Source organism: Archaeoglobus veneficus SNP6, assembly GCF_000194625.1.
GTDB lineage: Archaea > Halobacteriota > Archaeoglobi > Archaeoglobales > Archaeoglobaceae > Archaeoglobus_C > Archaeoglobus_C veneficus.
Genome location: NC_015320.1, coordinates 1,674,308 through 1,689,475, shown reverse-complemented (window position 1 = coordinate 1,689,475; position 15,168 = coordinate 1,674,308). Strand labels below are relative to the sequence as shown.

The 15,168-nt window shown below is 46.8% G+C and carries 20 protein-coding genes; 11 read left to right on the top strand and 9 right to left on the bottom strand.

Features of this window, described 5'->3' with window-relative positions:
* Window positions 1-3: 3 nt before the first annotated feature.
* Window positions 4-192: a hypothetical protein gene (locus ARCVE_RS09415; protein WP_013684541.1), complete on the bottom strand. Its 189-nt coding sequence runs from the start codon at window positions 190-192 to the stop codon at window positions 4-6.
* Between the two features lie 3 nt (window positions 193-195).
* The gene (locus tag ARCVE_RS09410; protein ID WP_013684540.1) at window positions 196-384 is read right to left on the bottom strand and encodes a hypothetical protein; all 189 of its coding nucleotides are present in this window, start codon (window positions 382-384) and stop codon (window positions 196-198) included.
* Window positions 385-512: 128 nt separating this feature from the next.
* On the opposite strand from ARCVE_RS09410, the gene ARCVE_RS09405 reads away from it, so the two are divergent.
* Both ARCVE_RS09405 and ARCVE_RS09400 read left to right on the top strand, forming a co-directional pair.
* Window positions 513-866 carry a winged helix-turn-helix transcriptional regulator gene (locus tag ARCVE_RS09405; RefSeq protein ID WP_013684539.1) on the top strand — a complete coding sequence of 118 codons (354 nt, stop codon included), beginning with the start codon at window positions 513-515 and terminating at the stop codon, window positions 864-866.
* Window positions 867-894: 28 nt separating this feature from the next.
* Window positions 895-1,647: a hypothetical protein gene (locus ARCVE_RS09400; protein ID WP_013684538.1), complete on the top strand. Its 753-nt coding sequence runs from the start codon at window positions 895-897 to the stop codon at window positions 1,645-1,647.
* On the opposite strand, the gene ARCVE_RS09395 is transcribed toward ARCVE_RS09400, so the two are convergent.
* The gene (locus tag ARCVE_RS09395; protein WP_013684537.1) at window positions 1,640-2,632 is read right to left on the bottom strand and encodes a hypothetical protein; all 993 of its coding nucleotides are present in this window, start codon (window positions 2,630-2,632) and stop codon (window positions 1,640-1,642) included. The two genes, ARCVE_RS09400 and ARCVE_RS09395, sit on opposite strands and share 8 nt — an antisense overlap.
* Window positions 2,616-3,593 carry a hypothetical protein gene (locus tag ARCVE_RS09390; protein WP_048085995.1) on the bottom strand — a complete coding sequence of 326 codons (978 nt, stop codon included), beginning with the start codon at window positions 3,591-3,593 and terminating at the stop codon, window positions 2,616-2,618. The genes ARCVE_RS09395 and ARCVE_RS09390 overlap by 17 nt, the downstream gene beginning before the upstream one ends.
* A gap of 233 nt (window positions 3,594-3,826) precedes the next feature.
* Here ARCVE_RS09390 and ARCVE_RS09385 point away from each other — a divergent pair, with 233 nt between their 5' ends.
* The 7 genes from ARCVE_RS09385 (at window position 3,827) to ARCVE_RS09355 (ending at window position 9,469) form a co-directional block, all read left to right on the top strand.
* On the top strand, window positions 3,827-5,497 hold the full coding sequence (locus ARCVE_RS09385) for an FAD-dependent oxidoreductase (RefSeq protein ID WP_013684535.1): 1,671 nt from the start codon (window positions 3,827-3,829) through the stop codon (window positions 5,495-5,497).
* Between the two features lie 12 nt (window positions 5,498-5,509).
* A complete protein-coding gene (locus tag ARCVE_RS09380) occupies window positions 5,510-6,385 on the top strand; it encodes a malate dehydrogenase (RefSeq protein ID WP_013684534.1) in 876 nt (291 codons plus the stop codon).
* Window positions 6,386-6,528: 143 nt separating this feature from the next.
* Entirely contained in the window at window positions 6,529-6,711 is a 183-nt protein-coding gene (locus ARCVE_RS09375) for a DUF5320 domain-containing protein (protein ID WP_013684533.1), read from the top strand.
* Between the two features lie 46 nt (window positions 6,712-6,757).
* The gene (locus ARCVE_RS09370; RefSeq protein WP_232215798.1) at window positions 6,758-6,940 is read left to right on the top strand and encodes a hypothetical protein; all 183 of its coding nucleotides are present in this window, start codon (window positions 6,758-6,760) and stop codon (window positions 6,938-6,940) included.
* 82 nt (window positions 6,941-7,022) lie between these two features.
* The gene (locus tag ARCVE_RS09365; protein ID WP_013684531.1) at window positions 7,023-7,424 is read left to right on the top strand and encodes a hypothetical protein; all 402 of its coding nucleotides are present in this window, start codon (window positions 7,023-7,025) and stop codon (window positions 7,422-7,424) included.
* 42 nt (window positions 7,425-7,466) lie between these two features.
* Window positions 7,467-8,435, top strand: coding sequence for a replication factor C small subunit (locus ARCVE_RS09360; RefSeq protein WP_013684530.1), 969 nt, complete (start codon window positions 7,467-7,469; stop codon window positions 8,433-8,435).
* 101 nt (window positions 8,436-8,536) lie between these two features.
* On the top strand, window positions 8,537-9,469 hold the full coding sequence (locus ARCVE_RS09355) for a hypothetical protein (RefSeq protein ID WP_013684529.1): 933 nt from the start codon (window positions 8,537-8,539) through the stop codon (window positions 9,467-9,469).
* Between the two features lie 21 nt (window positions 9,470-9,490).
* Here the strand turns inward: ARCVE_RS09355 and map are convergent, their stop codons facing one another.
* The 4 genes from map to ARCVE_RS09335 all read right to left on the bottom strand — a co-directional run bounded on the left by map (window position 9,491) and on the right by ARCVE_RS09335 (window position 13,359).
* Window positions 9,491-10,366, bottom strand: coding sequence for a type II methionyl aminopeptidase (gene map, locus ARCVE_RS09350; protein ID WP_013684528.1), 876 nt, complete (start codon window positions 10,364-10,366; stop codon window positions 9,491-9,493).
* Window positions 10,363-11,427, bottom strand: a complete 1,065-nt coding sequence (locus ARCVE_RS09345; RefSeq protein WP_013684527.1) for a M24 family metallopeptidase — start codon at window positions 11,425-11,427, stop codon at window positions 10,363-10,365. Before ARCVE_RS09345 ends, map begins: the two co-directional genes overlap by 4 nt.
* A 21-nt stretch (window positions 11,428-11,448) precedes the next feature.
* Window positions 11,449-12,099 carry an ArsR/SmtB family transcription factor gene (locus tag ARCVE_RS10910; RefSeq protein ID WP_013684526.1) on the bottom strand — a complete coding sequence of 217 codons (651 nt, stop codon included), beginning with the start codon at window positions 12,097-12,099 and terminating at the stop codon, window positions 11,449-11,451.
* A 75-nt stretch (window positions 12,100-12,174) separates the two neighbouring features.
* Window positions 12,175-13,359, bottom strand: coding sequence for an HD domain-containing protein (locus tag ARCVE_RS09335; RefSeq protein ID WP_013684525.1), 1,185 nt, complete (start codon window positions 13,357-13,359; stop codon window positions 12,175-12,177).
* 162 nt (window positions 13,360-13,521) lie between these two features.
* On the opposite strand from ARCVE_RS09335, the gene ARCVE_RS11565 reads away from it, so the two are divergent.
* A complete protein-coding gene (locus ARCVE_RS11565; protein ID WP_013684524.1) occupies window positions 13,522-13,851 on the top strand; it encodes an H/ACA ribonucleoprotein complex subunit GAR1 in 330 nt (109 codons plus the stop codon).
* Window positions 13,760-14,749, top strand: coding sequence for a transcription initiation factor IIB (locus ARCVE_RS09330; RefSeq protein ID WP_013684523.1), 990 nt, complete (start codon window positions 13,760-13,762; stop codon window positions 14,747-14,749). The genes ARCVE_RS11565 and ARCVE_RS09330 overlap by 92 nt, the downstream gene beginning before the upstream one ends.
* A 124-nt stretch (window positions 14,750-14,873) precedes the next feature.
* Here ARCVE_RS09330 and ARCVE_RS09325 read toward each other — a convergent pair whose 3' ends face one another.
* Window positions 14,874-15,167: a hypothetical protein gene (locus ARCVE_RS09325; RefSeq protein ID WP_013684522.1), complete on the bottom strand. Its 294-nt coding sequence runs from the start codon at window positions 15,165-15,167 to the stop codon at window positions 14,874-14,876.
* Window position 15,168: the final 1 nt, after the last annotated feature.

The following is a 15,168-nucleotide window of genomic DNA, read 5'->3' as shown; positions in this document are numbered from 1 at the left end:
CCGTTAGCAACGTAATGCCGGCAACTCCACTTTATGCATTCGCTGGGGTTGATTTTCCTCATCTGTTCCAAGCAGAACATGGGCTTTCAGCTCCTCAACTTCCCTTTCGAGCTCGGTTACCCGCCTTTCAAGCCCGTTCAGCCCCGCTTCTGTGACGTCTTCAGTCCTGAAAGGAGGAGCTCTTTGCTCCATTACTCAGCCCTCCACCAGAACAGCTTCTTTTTCTTCCATCTCGCCGTTCTTTACGCCGAGAAGCCCCTTAGAAACGAGGTCTTTCTTGATTAGCTCTCTGAGGTAGTCAGAAGTTTCTTCCCAGCCCTCAATCTCTTTTGCGTCCTCAATGAGGTCTTTCCACCCGTTTGGCACAGAAGTATAGACCCGCATGCTATTACCTACCTCTCAAACAACTAAGTTACCTTTAGGCAACCAGTATCTAAAAGTTACTTTTTTGCATAGTTCCTTTACAATTCTGCACACAATTAATCAAATATGCTTAAAAGAAAAGTTAGTTTGTGAAAGAGCCAACTGACTACCTCGTTCGTAAAATATCAAAAAAACCTAATCTCACAATATTGCTCGCCCTAAAATCCGGAAGCAAAAAATGGAGCGATTTAGAGAAACTACTCAATAAAAAATACGTTTACCAAGGATTAAAGGAACTCCTGAATCTTGGCCTTATTGAAGTTGTAATTACCCATGACACCCCAACAGGCTCAAAAGCCTACCAGCTCACCCCTCTTGGCAAAAAAATTGTTCAGCACATAGAGGAGATAGAAAAGGAGTTCGGGGAGTACCATTCTCAGACTCCACCTAAAGATCCGGAGAAGTTTATTGGAGAAGTGATAGGGGGTGAAGGTCTTGACTAAAGTTTTATTGACTACACGGAATAAACTAATGCAGGAGATAATTAGAGTTATTAGAGACAGCCTTTTGCCTGATGAATTCGAAACAGTTTGTGTAAAGTTAGAACCGACAATTTTCAAGATTTTCGGAATAAACAAGATTAGTTCAATCTATTATGAACTAAAAATTAAAAGGAGTCATTTCCAGGAGTACCCAGATATATCTGCTCCAATTAAAATTAGCGTACTCACATCTGATTTGAAAAGGCTCCTGCTCTCTGCTTTAAGTGAGAAGTTAACCGAACTTAGAAGTATCGAGTTTTCTATTAATCCTCCAACTTTAGATCTAACGGTGGCTGGTGCACATTCCACATTGAGAGAGTCTATACGAGAGGCAAGCGATGGAATTCGCGAGGAACCGCCGTATTTCACAAATATCAATTTTGAAACATTTCCCCATTGTGAAATTGATTCTCCAAAAGACCTTAGGGTTATATTTGAGCACTTTACTCATGTTCTGGGAAGGGGAGACATAACTCCTATCGCAATCACTCTAAAAGAGGGCAAAATAGAGTTCGCACTAAAAACCGAAACTAAACCTACCGATACGATTTCAGGACAAGGTACAGGTGAAGCAAGGACATATATTACCTCTCATAGCTTCAAGGTTATCGCTAAAATTTCCGACAAAGCGACTAAAGCACAAATTTATGTCAAAGACAAAGGAAATATAATTATAAAATATTCTTTCGATTTCGGAACTCTTGAGTACTTGGTATCGAAAACAACAATGCCGACTAAGTAGGAAGAGTCTGCTTCAACTCCTCATTGTACACATCTGCCCACAAAACTTCTCTCTCGTTTTCTGCCAGCGTTACTCGCCACCCTAATAAAACATCCAGGTCATCAAAATCAGTTTTTGGTATGTACCCTTCTGATTCTTTTAAGTACTCAATTGACTGTATTAACCCATAAGCCTTGATCTCAACTTTTGACCCAAGTTTTATTCGTGTACCATATCCAACTGTTAGAATTATTTCTGGAACTACGTCTGAGTTAACTATGTAGAAATCGTAAAACGATTGAGATTTGTACGAAGTCGTGAAATAATCCGTAATTCTCTCTTTTATGACGCCTTGAATCCCAAAGTATTTTCCATAATACTCTTTTCTATTTCTAACTTCTTTGGGATTCGGAAAACAATATCTCAGATTTCCTTGCGGCCCACCAATCGTCAAAATTTTGCCGAGTTCCTCAAGCTCATTGACGTATTTCCAAACCGTAGTATAAGAAACCTCGATGACTCTCTTCGAGATGAAATTATGTATGCTCTTAATGTAATTTCCTGGGTACTCATAGATAATCTCCAAAATTCTGTCCCTTAAGTTAACTCGTTCTGTACTAATGCCCAAAAAACTCTCTAATCCTGCAAGATATTTCTCATATTCCTCACGAGGTACGACACTTGAAACAAAATCTGTATGAGTATGATGCTCAATGAACAATTCTAAATCTAATTTACATTCATGAATTAATTGCAACAAAGACTGTACGTCCTCCTCTTCAACGCTTTCAGGATCTCTCATCAACCCTTCCAATACAACACTTGCCAGTTCTATTTCAGATATCGGTTTATCACAGAATTCAAGAATGTTAATCAGCTGGTTTAACTCCTCAAAATCCTCATTACAATACCTTTTTCTTAACAGCCTCAAAACAGCTCGTTCAATAGACTCTAATTTAGTCAAGTAAACATTAGCCTTCATAACATTGCTAAACAGCTTGTACATTCTTTAACACCGCCTCCCGAATTATCTTCTCGACTTCTCCCAAATTTTCAACCTCTGGATCTGACAGGTCCTCGAGTTTCGCTAAGATGGCCTCATTAAATTTAAATCTAACGAAGTTTCTCGCATTATTCCGGTATTCTCGTACACAATCTTTAACAAGATGCTCCTCCAAATTATCCAATTCGGGAACTCGAGTTAGTAAACTTTGCAAGTAATCTTCGTTCCTTTTTATAATCTTCTGTTCTTGCCAGATTTCTCCTGTAAGCGCTCTAAGTACCCAAATTCTTGCGACCCACGAAGGATGACAGGTTTTCGTCTGATTAGCGTTATTCAATCCAACAACTTTCTCAATATAATACCCCAAAGAATGTACAAATGCGAATTCCACCAGAATGTGCCCCAATATATCTGCCAAAGCTTCACCTATCTTTATCTTATTAACTTGATTCTTGTAATTGTCTACTATATCGTGTATATGGGCTACTTCATGAGCTAAAAGACCTACAAGGTCTGATGACAAAAAATTTGGTTTTTCAGGTGTTACAAGTATAAACGACAACTCTCCACTTTCATAAGATGGGTAACAAAATGGTGAGAAGTTCCTTCCATACTTTATTGTCCACAGATCTAACTCTTCAACATCTCTGAGTCGTGTCAACAGCTCACGTAAGTACCCATCATAACTCCTATCCACCACTCCGGAAGATATGCATTCAACTATCGTCTTCAGTTCAAACATTTTATCTATGAGTTTTTTCAAGCGAGCTATTTTACTCGGCTCCCCCTCCATTGAGTGCTTAGTTAGATAGAGTGTACTCAACAACTCATCACAGCATCTATCGAGGTTGACGTAAGTACTATATCTTATGGTTCCCTCTCTGTGCAATCCCTCTATTTTCGATTTTAAATATCTTAAAGTGCTTATAATAATGTTTTCATTAAGTGCCATCTCAATCACCATTTAAAACATATTGACCCATAAACTTTTCCCTTACTTACGTTTTTTCAAGATATTCTCTTATTGATCCTCTCACTTTCCCCACTGGCAGCATCCACATCAGAACCCTCAGATCTCAACCATTTGATTTGATAATTTTTGACGGTACTCCGAAAGTGTAAATTCATGCTGAGGCTGCCATTTCCGTCCAGTAAGCTTTATGTGTCTCCGGCAAAAACATGATGAGAGGTGATATTTTGACGAAAATCGTTGTTATTGGTGGGGGTGCTGCGGGTCTCAAAGCTGCGGCGAGGGCAAGAAGACGGGATGAAGAAGCCGAAATAACGGTCATAGAAGCGGGAGAATATCCTTCCATGTCCCGATGCGGTTTGCCCTACTACATCGAAGGCCTTGTTCACGAAATTGAAAACCTTCTGCAGACCACCTACGGAGCTGTAAGAACGCCGGAATTCTTTAAGCGGGTCAAAAACATCGATGTGCTAACGAAAACGAAGGCAAAGCGAATAGACCGCGAGAAGAAAGTTGTCGAGATTGAAAGAAACGGCAGCAGCGACGAACTTCCCTACGACTACTTGGTAATCGCCACAGGCTCCAAGCCTGCAAGGCCGCAAATTCCAGGAATTGATGCCGAGGGTGTCGTTCACCTTCACTCAGCCGAAGATGCTGAGAAAATCGTGGAAGCGTGGGAAGATGGGGCAGAAGAGGCAGTGATAATAGGTGGCGGTCTCATAGGAATGGAGTGTGCAGAAGCACTTTCGAGGCTCGACATGAAGGTTACGATGGTCGAAATAATGGATCACATCCTTCCCACACTCCTCGATGCTGAAATGGCCGCTCTTGTTAAGGCACATCTGAAAGAAAACGGCGTTGAGGTTCTAACGGGCTACAGGGTTGAGGAGATAGTCACGGATGGCGAAGCAGTTTCGGGAGTCAAAATCGGCGAGAAGGTCATGCCTGCCCAGCTTGTTCTCATTGCAACAGGCGTAAGACCAAACGTCGAGCTTGCGAAGAGTGCAGGCCTTGAGATTGGTGAGACGGGGGCTATTAAGGTAAACAAGTACCTGCAGACGAGCGACCCCAGCATTTACGCTGGCGGTGACTGCGTGGAAAACATTCACATCCTCACAGGTAAACCCATCTACGCTCCTCTCGGTTCGACTGCGAACAAGCACGGCAGAGTAATGGGGGACAACGTAACCGGCGGGAAGTCAACTTTTCCGGGCGTGATTGGAACTACGATCTTCAAGGTCTTCGACTTTACGGTTGCGAGAACTGGCCTTACTGAAAAGGAGGCGAGACAGCTTGGATACGATGTGATTACAGCCATAGCTCCATCTCCTGACAGGTTCCACCACTACCCTGGGCAGAAGCCCATAAGGGTCAAGATAATAGCCGATAAATCCGGAAAGCTGCTGGGTGCGCAGGCTGTTGGCCTTGGAGTGGTTGACAAGAGGATAGACGTCCTTGCAACAGCAATACAGATGGGGGCAACGATCGATGACGTGGCAAACCTCGACCTTGCCTACGCCCCGCCCTTCTCCATGGCTCTGGATACAGTCATAGTTGCTGCAAACATAGCGAGGAACAAGAGAGACGGTCTGATAGAAAGTATTTCTGCTGAGGAGTTAAGAAAGAAGATTGAAAGCGACGAAGACTTCATCATTCTCGATGTGAGGACTGATGAAGAGGCTGAGAAGAACCCGCTTGAGGATAGGAGAGTTATTCACATCCCCCTTGACAGACTCAGAGAGTCCGTGGATAAGCTGCCAAAGGACAGAGAGATATTCACCGTCTGCCAGGTGGGAGCGAGGGGGTACGAAGCGGCGAGATTTCTCATTCAGAAGGGGTTCAGAGCCAAGATGGTCGAAGGAGGCATGGCGATACTCGGAGTCCTTGTAAGCAGGTAATCAGGTGAGAAAATGAAGATCGGATTTGTTGGAGCCGGTAGAATAGGATCTACCGCAGCCTTTACGTGCCTACTTAACATGGATGTTGACATTACCCTCGTTGACATTGCCGAAGACATTGCTGTTGGAGAAGCAATGGACTTAACTCATGCTGCAGCAGCCTTCGATAAATTCCCGGAAGTAAAGGGAGGCTCCGATTACTCGCTGCTGAAGGGGAGCGACATCATCGTCGTTTCTGCCGGTCTTGCAAGAAAGCCGGGAATGACGAGGCTCGATCTTGCCACAAAGAACGCGGGGATAATAAAGGACATAGCGAAGAAGATCGTCGAGCACTCTCCGGAGAGCAAGATACTCGTCGTAACGAACCCTATGGACGTCATGACATACGTAATGTGGAAGGAAAGTGGAAAGCCGAGGAACGAGGTATTTGGTATGGGTGGCCTGCTGGACACATCGAGGCTTAAGGTTAGTCTCAACGCGAGGGGAATCAGAGCAGACAAGCTGTTTATTCTCGGAGAGCACGGCGATAGCATGTTTGTTGCGAAGAGCATCGCAGGCGTTGACGTGGACTGGAGTGAAGTGCTGCAGGAGACGAGGAACATCGCGGCGGAGGTCATAAAGAGGAAGGGGGCAACGATTTTTGGGCCAGCGGTTTGCATCTACAGGATGGTAAAGGCCGTTATCGAGGATACGAAGGAGGAAATACCTGCGAGCGTCGTTCTGCAGGGTGAGTACGGGATTAGCGACGTTTCCGTTGGAGTTCCGGTCATTCTTGGTAGAGATGGTGTGGAGAGGATAGTGGAGTACGATCTGACAAAAGACGAAATAGAGGCGTTACACAACTCGGCGAAGATTCTGAGAGGGAGACTTGCTGAGCTCGGTTACTGATCTCTTTTGTCTCTTTCTTTTTTCAGCGAAGTTTCGGTTTTTATTTTGTCTGTGAATAGAGCAAGTTGTAATTGTACTCAATTTTCGGTAAACCGAAAAAAATTTAAGCTACTTGTGAATACATATTCATTTGGTGATGCCAAATGCCAGGCGGTGATGGAACCGGGCCATGGGGCCTTGGGCCGAGGACTGGCAGGGCAGCAGGATTATGCGCCGGCTACCGCATGCCCGGCTTTGCAAACCGTTTTGTCTGGCCTCCATTCGGTGGTAAATGGTTTGGCAGGTTTAGGTGGAGGAGATTTGGTAGACCATACAGGAGGTGGTGACGATGCCCTGGTGGGGGCCAGGCTGGGGTAGAGGCTGGGGCTGGAGATGGTGGTGGAGATGGCTACCGGGATGGGTTGCGTACCCGTATCCGTTCCGGCACAAGGATACGCCTATCCAACACCAGAAGACGAGCTTAAGGCCCTTGAAGAGGAAAAGAAGGAGCTTGAGGCAGAGCTTGAAGAGATAAACAGAAGGATTGAAGAACTCAGGAAGAGCCTTGGCGGGTAGTTTGCTTCTTTTTTCAGCATCTTTTTACCAGATTATTCCCCTTCCAATAGGTTTAAATCTTTGCCAGGCATAGTTAAATAACATGTTCGAACCAATAGGCTTTGGGATATCTTTTCTCGTGTCCATCGTCGTTTCTGGCTTCTTCCTCTGGATAGGACTGAAGGTTATCGGGAGAAGTAGGGGGATTATCGAGTCTGGCTTGGCGAACTTTGCTGCCGGCATATTTGCCATCGCCGTCTTTGCAGCTTTCGTCGTGATACCCTTTTTCGGCATATTCGCCCCACTTGCAGGCTTTGTAGCGTACCTCTACGGTCTCAAAGCACTGCTGAGGATAAGTATGTTCGAGGCCCTTATAGTCTCGCTTGTGGCGTCGATAGCCTTTCTTGCTGTCGTGATGCTCATAACCTTCGTAGCAGGAATATATCTGTTCAGCTTCGCTCCTCCGCCCTACGGTCACGTACCGATGCGTCCGGTTCACTTTTAGCCTTTGAGTAGTTTTTTATACCCCTCAGCCTCATTTTTTTCAATGACTGTTGAAGCGGAAATCTGGGTTGAGAAGTACAGGCCGAGAACCCTCAAAGAGGTTGTAGGTCAGGAGGAGGTCATTCAGAGGCTCATGGGTTATGTTGAGCGTAAAAACATTCCTCACCTCCTTTTTGCAGGCCCTCCAGGAACAGGTAAGACTGCGAGCGCCATTGCTCTTGCGAGGGATCTGTTCGGAGAGAACTGGAGGGACAACTTTATCGAGATGAACGCCAGCGATGAGCGCGGCATCGACGTTGTGAGGCACAAGATTAAGGAGTTCGCGAGAACAGCTCCTATAGGCGATGCACCCTTTAAGATAATTTTCCTCGATGAGGCAGATGCGCTAACTCCCGATGCACAGGCAGCACTTAGAAGAACTATGGAGATGTATTCGAAGATATGCCGCTTCATTCTGAGCTGCAACTACGTCAGCCGTATAATCGAGCCAATCCAGTCGAGGTGTGCCGTTTTCAAGTTCCGCCCTGTTCCGCCTGAAGCTATGAGGAAGCGACTGCTCGAAATATGCGAGAATGAGGGTGTGAAGATAACCGAGGACGGCCTCGAAGCACTCATATATGTGTCAAACGGCGACTTCAGAAAGGCAATAAACGCCCTTCAGGGTGCTGCGGCGCTTGGCAAGGTGGTTGATGCTGAGGCGATATACCAGATTACCGCTACTGCCCGTCCCGAAGAACTTGCAAACCTCCTCGAAACGGCTCTCGAAGGCAAATTCATGGAGGCGAGGAGCATTCTTGACAAGCTGATGATCGAGTATGGTATGTCTGGCGAGGATGTAGTTTCTCAGCTCTTCAGGGAGATACTTTCGTCCGGAATGGACGAGAAGATGAAGGTTTTGCTTATAGACAAGCTTGGAGAAATCGACTTCAGGTTGACGGAAGGAGCCCACGAGAGAATTCAGCTCGATGCATACCTTGCGTACCTTTCGACTGTAGGTAAGAAGAGGGGGTAGTGTTAGGGGGAATGTAGGAGTGGTGTTGGAGTTCTGAGATAGACATGAATCACAGGCCGAAAGGCCAAACGTTTTTAACTCCTTAACCTGAAATTCTTCCCGTGAAACTCCTTACAATAGGCACCGGGGCAAGGGGCTGTGCCCTTTCAGACCTGATGGCAAAACACGGGGCGAAAGTTAACAGAGCCAAGTTGTTCAAATGCTACGCCATCGCAAACGACATAGAGGTGCTGAAGTCCCTTAGAGGCGTTCCGGAGAGGGACAGGTATCACCTTGCCCTTCACAAGCAGAAGGATATTGGTGGTGTTGTTAACTCAATTCTCGAGAGGTACGAGCTTTTTGAGGGTGCACTCGTCATAACATCTCTTGAAGACGATTTCGGCTACGTTCTTGGTATAGAGTTCGCGGAAAAGCTGAAAGAGTCCATAGAAGAACCAATTCTCGGACTCGTCACTCTCCCCGTTGAATCCGAGCAGCTTGCAGAGATGAGGAGGAGAATCAAAGAGTTCAGGAGAGCTGTTGATGTCCTGATTCTCTTTAGCGAAAAGGAGGGGGTTGAGAAGAGCATTGTGGATTCTCTAAACCTTCTCTCCCTCGTTGGGGAGATAGACCTCAGGAAGAGGAAGGCGGGAGAGGTTGTCGTTGACACATCCGACGTTTTTAACGCCCTTATGAAGGAAGGAGTTTCGGCCATAGGGAGTTCGAGCAGAAGACTACCTTTCTCGTGGTTCAGAAAGCTGTTCATGCGGAAGGAGTACGAGATAAAGGGTATAAGGTCTCAGAGAATGGTTGACATGCTCAAAGAAGCATACGAAAACCTCAGCATCGGGATAGACGTTGAGTCGGCAAAGAGCGCGCTGATAGTGTTTTCCGGAGATCCGGAGGAAATAACGATGGATGGAATTTTCTCCTGTATATCCCTTATAGAGGAGATGTCGCCCGAGGCTGAAGTGAGGTACGGAGACTACCCATGCAAGTCGAGAGACCTGTCCCTTGTGCTCCTCTACTCGGGCGTTACGAAGCTCAAGTTTTAGGCCATGGGTCGCTGCTATGGCCTACGTTACAATCCTTGCTCCATCTTCTTCCACAATGACAGTGTGTTCCGCCTGTGAGACCAGACCTTTTCCTACCTCGGTCAGGACGGGGTAAGCCCTTAGAACCCCCTCTCTGACGAGTCTGTTTATAATCAGATCCGGTGCTTTGCTCAGCCAGCGTTTCGCAAAGGGGAGTGTCTGGTACGGCTTGATCTCCTCGAGGAGTTCCCTCGCCTGCTTCATCCTCACGGGCTTTAGGTTTATCAGGGAGAAGATCTCAACCTCGCTCCTCTCGGTAACCTTCCCAGCGCCGTTGGTTGCAAAGGGTTCTATAGCTACGATCATGCCTTCCTCGAGCCTGACGCCTCGCTGCGTGGCGAAGTTGTAGATTGTTGGAGGAGCGTGCGCAATCCAGCGTTGCAGCCCGTGTCCCGTCAGGTTGATGATTGGCTTAAAACCAAACTCCTTTATCGTCGCCTCGATTATCCTGCCAAGCTCTGCTGTGTCTATTCCCGCGTGGATCGCATTGATTGCGTTTTTCAAAGCTTCTTCTGCAGCCCCTACGAGTTCAGAGTTATCACCGAGGTCAATCGAAATTGCCGTGTCGGCGATGTAACCATCAACGTGCGCTCCAATGTCGAGCTTTACGAGGTCTCCTTCAGCAAAAGTCCTTTCGTCGTCCCTCTTTGGCGTGAAGTGGGCAGCATCACTATTTATGGATATATTGCACGGAAAAGCCGGTTTACCTCCGAGTTCTACTATTCTGTTCTCCACGAATTCTGCAACTTCGAGAAGCCTGACTCCAGGCTTTATCAGCTTTACAGCTTCAGCCCTGACCTGCCTCAGGATTTCCCCTGCTTTCAGAGTTTTCTCGATCCTTTCGTTCTCATCACTCATAATCTCACCCGATCGGGATACGGTGTTAGAACTTCACATCCTCTTTTTGTAACGACTACTGTGTCTTCAACCCTCACGCCGCCCCACTTCAGATAGTAGAGACCCGGTTCGACTGTGAAAACCATTCCGGCCTTTAAGACGTCATCGTTCTCGAATATCCTCGGCTCCTCGTGGACTTCAAGCCCCACACCATGGCCGGTTGAGTGGATAAAACCCTCAGAGGACTTGCTTCTCAGCGTCTTGTAGCCGTAGCTCTCCAAAACATCGCAGACTGTGCCGTGCACGTCTCTCGCTTTTACCCCTTCCCTTATGACTTCAATCCCCTTCTGCTTTGCTTCTATAACCGCTTCGAGCATTTCTTCGATTTCTTTCTCTGGTTCAATCAGAATTGTGCGGGTGAAGTCCCCATAGTAGCCGTGAGTTCTGCTCTTCGGAAATATGTCCACAACGACATGTTCCTCCACATCACCTTCGCCCTTAAAGTGGGGAAAGGCCGTGAGTTTTCCCGAGGCGAGTATGGTGTCCTCAGCAAGAAATCCACGCTCGAAGAGGAAAAGCTCTACAGCATTTCTGAGCTCTTCGCACTTCTTTCCCTTCCTCACTATTCCCTTTAAAAACTCGAATGCCTCGAGTATGGCACTACACGTTTCTCTTATTTTTGCGATTTCTTCTTTTCTCTTCACGGCGCGGAGCTTGGAAAATGGGTTCTCAACAATCTCAACTTCGAACGCTTTGCTGAGTCCAAAGGCAAGGTAGGCGGGGAAGTTATGAGGAATGAGAATTTTATCTGTCTTTAGCTGTTTGAGATAACATTTAAGGCTTTCAACAAGGGCTTTTTTTGAGTCTCTGAACTCCTTAAGCCTCTCGTGGTAGCCGATTTCAGAGTACGAGACGACTTCTTTAACGCAACTTTCCTTTATGGCTCTCTCTTTCTCCATGTCCGGAACTATGAGCATGTTGATATCGTTTCCATAAAGATGGAGAGCCGATTCAACTTTTATGCGAGTTGCGTAGTAGAAGTTTGCCGTACCGGAGTGGTGAATGAATAGCCCGGGGAGCATGCCCTCCCTACGTCAGGCTTTTTAAAAGCTTTTTTCAGATTTTGGTGTGACCAAAACGGCTTGGAAGTCTTCCCCTTCTATCATCTTTCGCCACATGTAGCTGAAGGGTGGCCCGAGAGCGAGGTAAATCGAGTTTAGTTTTTCGAGCTTCTTTCCGAGTTCCTCTCTCAGACCTTCAGCGTCGCCTCCTCGCTCTTCAATGGCTGCAATTGTGTCCCTCAGGCGCTTCAGCTCCTCGAAGTCTGCTCTCATCTCCTCGACGATACTGCCGAACAGCAGTCTCCCGCTGCCATCAGGATTTATAGTGGGGGTAAAGCGAGAAATGCACGCAGCAAATGATTCGAGGGCGTCGCGAATGTGGATCACATACATCAGTTCTTCTCCCACGCTTTTCGCAAAGTCTCTGCCCTTCATTGCCCTTAGCGCAGAGCTTACGCCAAGTAGGTGGGGAAACAACTCCTCGAGACCCTTCTCCGCAATACTGTATATCTTCCTCTTTCCCTCCCTCTTTACCTCTACGAAGCCGGCCTGAAGCAGGTGCTGGAGGTGTCTTGAGAGGGTGGGCTCGGATAGAGCTGTTCTGTCTCTGAGAGATGTGAAGTCCATGGGCTGCTCCAGCAGGGCTTTGAGTATCCTCCTTCTGTTCTCTTCAAAGACGCTTCGCTGATACATCTTTAATGAGTTCAGTTAAGCTTTAATAAGAACGTTTCCCTTGGATAACTTAGCCAGGTTAAGTTGATCTCACGTTCACCAGATGGGTAGAACCTCGTCGAGCTTCTTCTGCTTCGGAATCCTCTCGATGTTGAAGTACTTCACAGCAACTCTTGCAACTTCTTCGACGAACTCCTTCTTTGTGTAGACTCCGAGCTTCAGGATGTCCTTTTCTGCCTCTTTTAAAGCTCTGACGAGAGGAGAAACATCCTCAAGCTTCATGCGCTGTCCATCCACGTCAACAACCGCCTTGAGCTCCTTTGCTTCTTCAACCTGTGGAGCATCGACGATTACATACTTCTCGTCAATTCCTACCTCAGCAGCGATTTCCACCTCCGCCCGTCTTGCGTTTATTTTCTCAATTCCCACTCTGCTTCTGTTCACGTATATCGCTCTCTTGAAGAGTCTTCTCGAATCTATCAACTCCATGACTTCTCCCGCGTAGCCATTCCTGCTTCTCAGAAATGCAACCATATCATAGTCGTCCATTTTCAGCAGGAGTTTTGCTTCAAGCTCTCCCTCCTCAATGCAGTATTCTACGGCTTTTTCGTACATCTTCCTGGCTATCCTGCAGACGTGGTGGTAGTACACCGTCGGGTACATCATAAACCTCGATATAAGCAGTGATTCTGCTGCTCTGAGGGCGCTGCCGTCAATGATAGGCGTCTCTCCGTCGAAATATATCTTGTCAACAAGTCTCATCAGGTCGAAAACGCCGTAGGCGACGCCTGTATAGTATGAATCTCTCACGAGGTAGTCCATTCTGTCCGCATCTATGTCCCCGCTTACGATACTTGGCCCTTTTACAAGCTCCGCTATCTTTCTTGGCCTCAATCCTGCATCGTTCAACACGTCTTCGAGTTCCGTGCCCTTTATGAGTGGCAGCACGTCTTCATGCTCCATCCTGAGGTACTTTTTCACAATTATCTCGCTCGAATGGGAGAATGGGGCATGGCCAATGTCATGGAGAAGGGCCGCAGCGACAACTTCCATTTTGCTCCTCTCGTCGCACGTCATTTTGTCTGCAAGTCTCGCAGCTATATGCATCACACCTATGCTGTGCTCGAAGCGCGTGTGATTCGCTCCCGGATAAACGAGGTTGGCAAAACCTATCTGATTTATCCTCCTGAGCCGCTGGAGCTGTGGAGTGTCGATTAGCTCCATGCACCAGTCTTCAACCTTAATGCTTCCGTGGATCGGGTCTTGAATAGCCTTCGGCATTGTACATCCCTGATCGTCGAATCTATATTATTCTGCTGAACGATCTAAATCCGTAACCATTCGACGAACAATGAACCTCAGCGAAAGATTTAAATATCACAAGCTACAACTACTTTAAATATCTTTCGAAATGTTTCAATGCTGTATTAACGGGCGAAAAGCATGATGTTGCGCAAACTAGGTAGGGGTTATCCTTCACGTACTGGTAATATCATTGTGGCTGCCGACCCTAAAAACCTTCCGGGGGTCGGCATGGAAGTTGTCACGAGAAAAATGGAAAAGGTTGGTTTTGTTTACGACATCATTGGTCCGGTGAAATCACCGTTTATAGTTGTGAGGCCGAAGAACAGAGATTTGATTAAGAAAATAATAATTGACGAATTATTTGTGGTGAGTGCTCATGCCGGAAGTAGAAAGGGTAAGGGAAATAGAAAGGAAGGAAAGAGAAAAAGAAGTAGAAAGAAAGGAAATAGAAAGGGAAGACACTCTTGAAGTCTGTCCTGAGTGCGGAAGTCCAAGGTTGATAAGGGATTATCGCCGTGGAGAGTTTATCTGCCAGGATTGCGGTCTTGTAATTGAGGAAACTTATATCGATGCCGGTCCTGAGTGGAGAGCCTTCGACAGCGAGCAGAAAGAGAAAAGGAGCAGAGTTGGTGCACCCGTGACCTATACGATTCACGATAAAGGTCTTTCGACAATAATCGACTGGAGCAACAAAGACTACTACGGCAAAGCAATATCTGTGCGAAACAGGGCCCAGCTCTTCAGACTGAGGAAATGGCAGCGCAGGATAAGAATCAGCAATGCTACCGAAAGAAACCTCGCGTTTGCGTTAAGCGAGCTGGACAGAATGGCTTCGGCTCTCGGTCTGCCCAAGTCTGTGAGGGAGACCGCTGCGGTCATTTACAGGAAGGCTGTGGACAAGAACCTGATCAGAGGAAGGAGCATCGAAGGAGTCGTTGCAGCAGCTCTCTACGCTGCCTGCAGACAGGCTGGAGTACCGAGGACACTCGATGAAATAGCAACGTACTCGAGAGTAGACAGGAAGGAGATTGGCAGGACTTACAGGTTCATTGCAAGAGAACTTGGTCTAAAGCTAATGCCAACGAGCCCAGCAGACTACGTGCCAAGGTTCTGTGCAGCCCTCGGTCTGAGCGGAGACGTGCAGAAGAAGGCAATCGAGATAATAAAGAAAGCTGAGGAGAAGGAACTCACGAGCGGGAGAGGACCAACGGGAGTTGCTGCTGCAGCGATATACATCGCATCAATCCTTGGTGGGGAAAGGAGGACCCAGAGAGAAGTAGCGGAAGTTGCGGGCGTTACGGAAGTAACCATACGAAACCGCTACAAAGAGCTTGCAGAGAGACTCGGGATTGAGATAATTCTGTGATTTTCAACCTTTTTTTATTTTGATTTTTACAATGGAAATACTGGCTTTTTATCTTATCCTGATTCAATCCACTCACCTACGTGTTCTCCGTTGTACAACTCCAGACTGCTATCCTTTAGCTTACTCATTTAATTCTACCTAAGACCTCTCTCAAACCTCTCCTGTACTCTTCTCTGAGGCATATCAACAGCCCGTAACCGGCTATGAGCTGTCCGGAAATGCCGAGAGCTTTGAGGCATGTGCATCCCTCAAGCTGGTAGTACGCTCCGACCGCCCAGATAATAAGCCCGATGAGCATTAAATCCCTGCTGCGCTCCTTTACAGGACTGGCAAGCCCCCTCGTGATGTATATTGCTAAAAGGAACATTACAGCAAAAAAGGACAGTAGTGGCAACACTTCTACAAACTCTGTAGCCATT

Excerpts from the sequence above, each read along its gene's own strand:
- ARCVE_RS09415 (WP_013684541.1), bottom strand. The coding sequence starts at position 192 with ATGGAGCAAAGAGCTCCTCCTTTCAGGACTGAAGACGTCACAGAAGCG.
- ARCVE_RS09410 (WP_013684540.1), bottom strand. The coding sequence starts at position 384 with ATGCGGGTCTATACTTCTGTGCCAAACGGGTGGAAAGACCTCATTGAG.
- ARCVE_RS09400 (WP_013684538.1), top strand. The coding sequence starts at position 895 with ATGCAGGAGATAATTAGAGTTATTAGAGACAGCCTTTTGCCTGATGAA.
- ARCVE_RS09395 (WP_013684537.1), bottom strand. The coding sequence starts at position 2,632 with ATGTACAAGCTGTTTAGCAATGTTATGAAGGCTAATGTTTACTTGACT.
- ARCVE_RS09390 (WP_048085995.1), bottom strand. The coding sequence starts at position 3,593 with ATGGTGATTGAGATGGCACTTAATGAAAACATTATTATAAGCACTTTA.
- ARCVE_RS09380 (WP_013684534.1), top strand. The coding sequence starts at position 5,510 with ATGAAGATCGGATTTGTTGGAGCCGGTAGAATAGGATCTACCGCAGCC.
- ARCVE_RS09375 (WP_013684533.1), top strand. The coding sequence starts at position 6,529 with ATGCCAGGCGGTGATGGAACCGGGCCATGGGGCCTTGGGCCGAGGACT.
- ARCVE_RS09370 (WP_232215798.1), top strand. The coding sequence starts at position 6,758 with ATGGTGGTGGAGATGGCTACCGGGATGGGTTGCGTACCCGTATCCGTT.
- ARCVE_RS09365 (WP_013684531.1), top strand. The coding sequence starts at position 7,023 with ATGTTCGAACCAATAGGCTTTGGGATATCTTTTCTCGTGTCCATCGTC.
- ARCVE_RS09360 (WP_013684530.1), top strand. The coding sequence starts at position 7,467 with ATGACTGTTGAAGCGGAAATCTGGGTTGAGAAGTACAGGCCGAGAACC.
- map (WP_013684528.1), bottom strand. The coding sequence starts at position 10,366 with ATGAGTGATGAGAACGAAAGGATCGAGAAAACTCTGAAAGCAGGGGAA.
- ARCVE_RS09345 (WP_013684527.1), bottom strand. The coding sequence starts at position 11,427 with ATGCTCCCCGGGCTATTCATTCACCACTCCGGTACGGCAAACTTCTAC.
- ARCVE_RS10910 (WP_013684526.1), bottom strand. The coding sequence starts at position 12,099 with ATGTATCAGCGAAGCGTCTTTGAAGAGAACAGAAGGAGGATACTCAAA.
- ARCVE_RS09335 (WP_013684525.1), bottom strand. The coding sequence starts at position 13,359 with ATGCCGAAGGCTATTCAAGACCCGATCCACGGAAGCATTAAGGTTGAA.
- ARCVE_RS11565 (WP_013684524.1), top strand. The coding sequence starts at position 13,522 with ATGATGTTGCGCAAACTAGGTAGGGGTTATCCTTCACGTACTGGTAAT.
- ARCVE_RS09330 (WP_013684523.1), top strand. The coding sequence starts at position 13,760 with ATGCCGGAAGTAGAAAGGGTAAGGGAAATAGAAAGGAAGGAAAGAGAA.
- ARCVE_RS09325 (WP_013684522.1), bottom strand. The coding sequence starts at position 15,167 with ATGGCTACAGAGTTTGTAGAAGTGTTGCCACTACTGTCCTTTTTTGCT.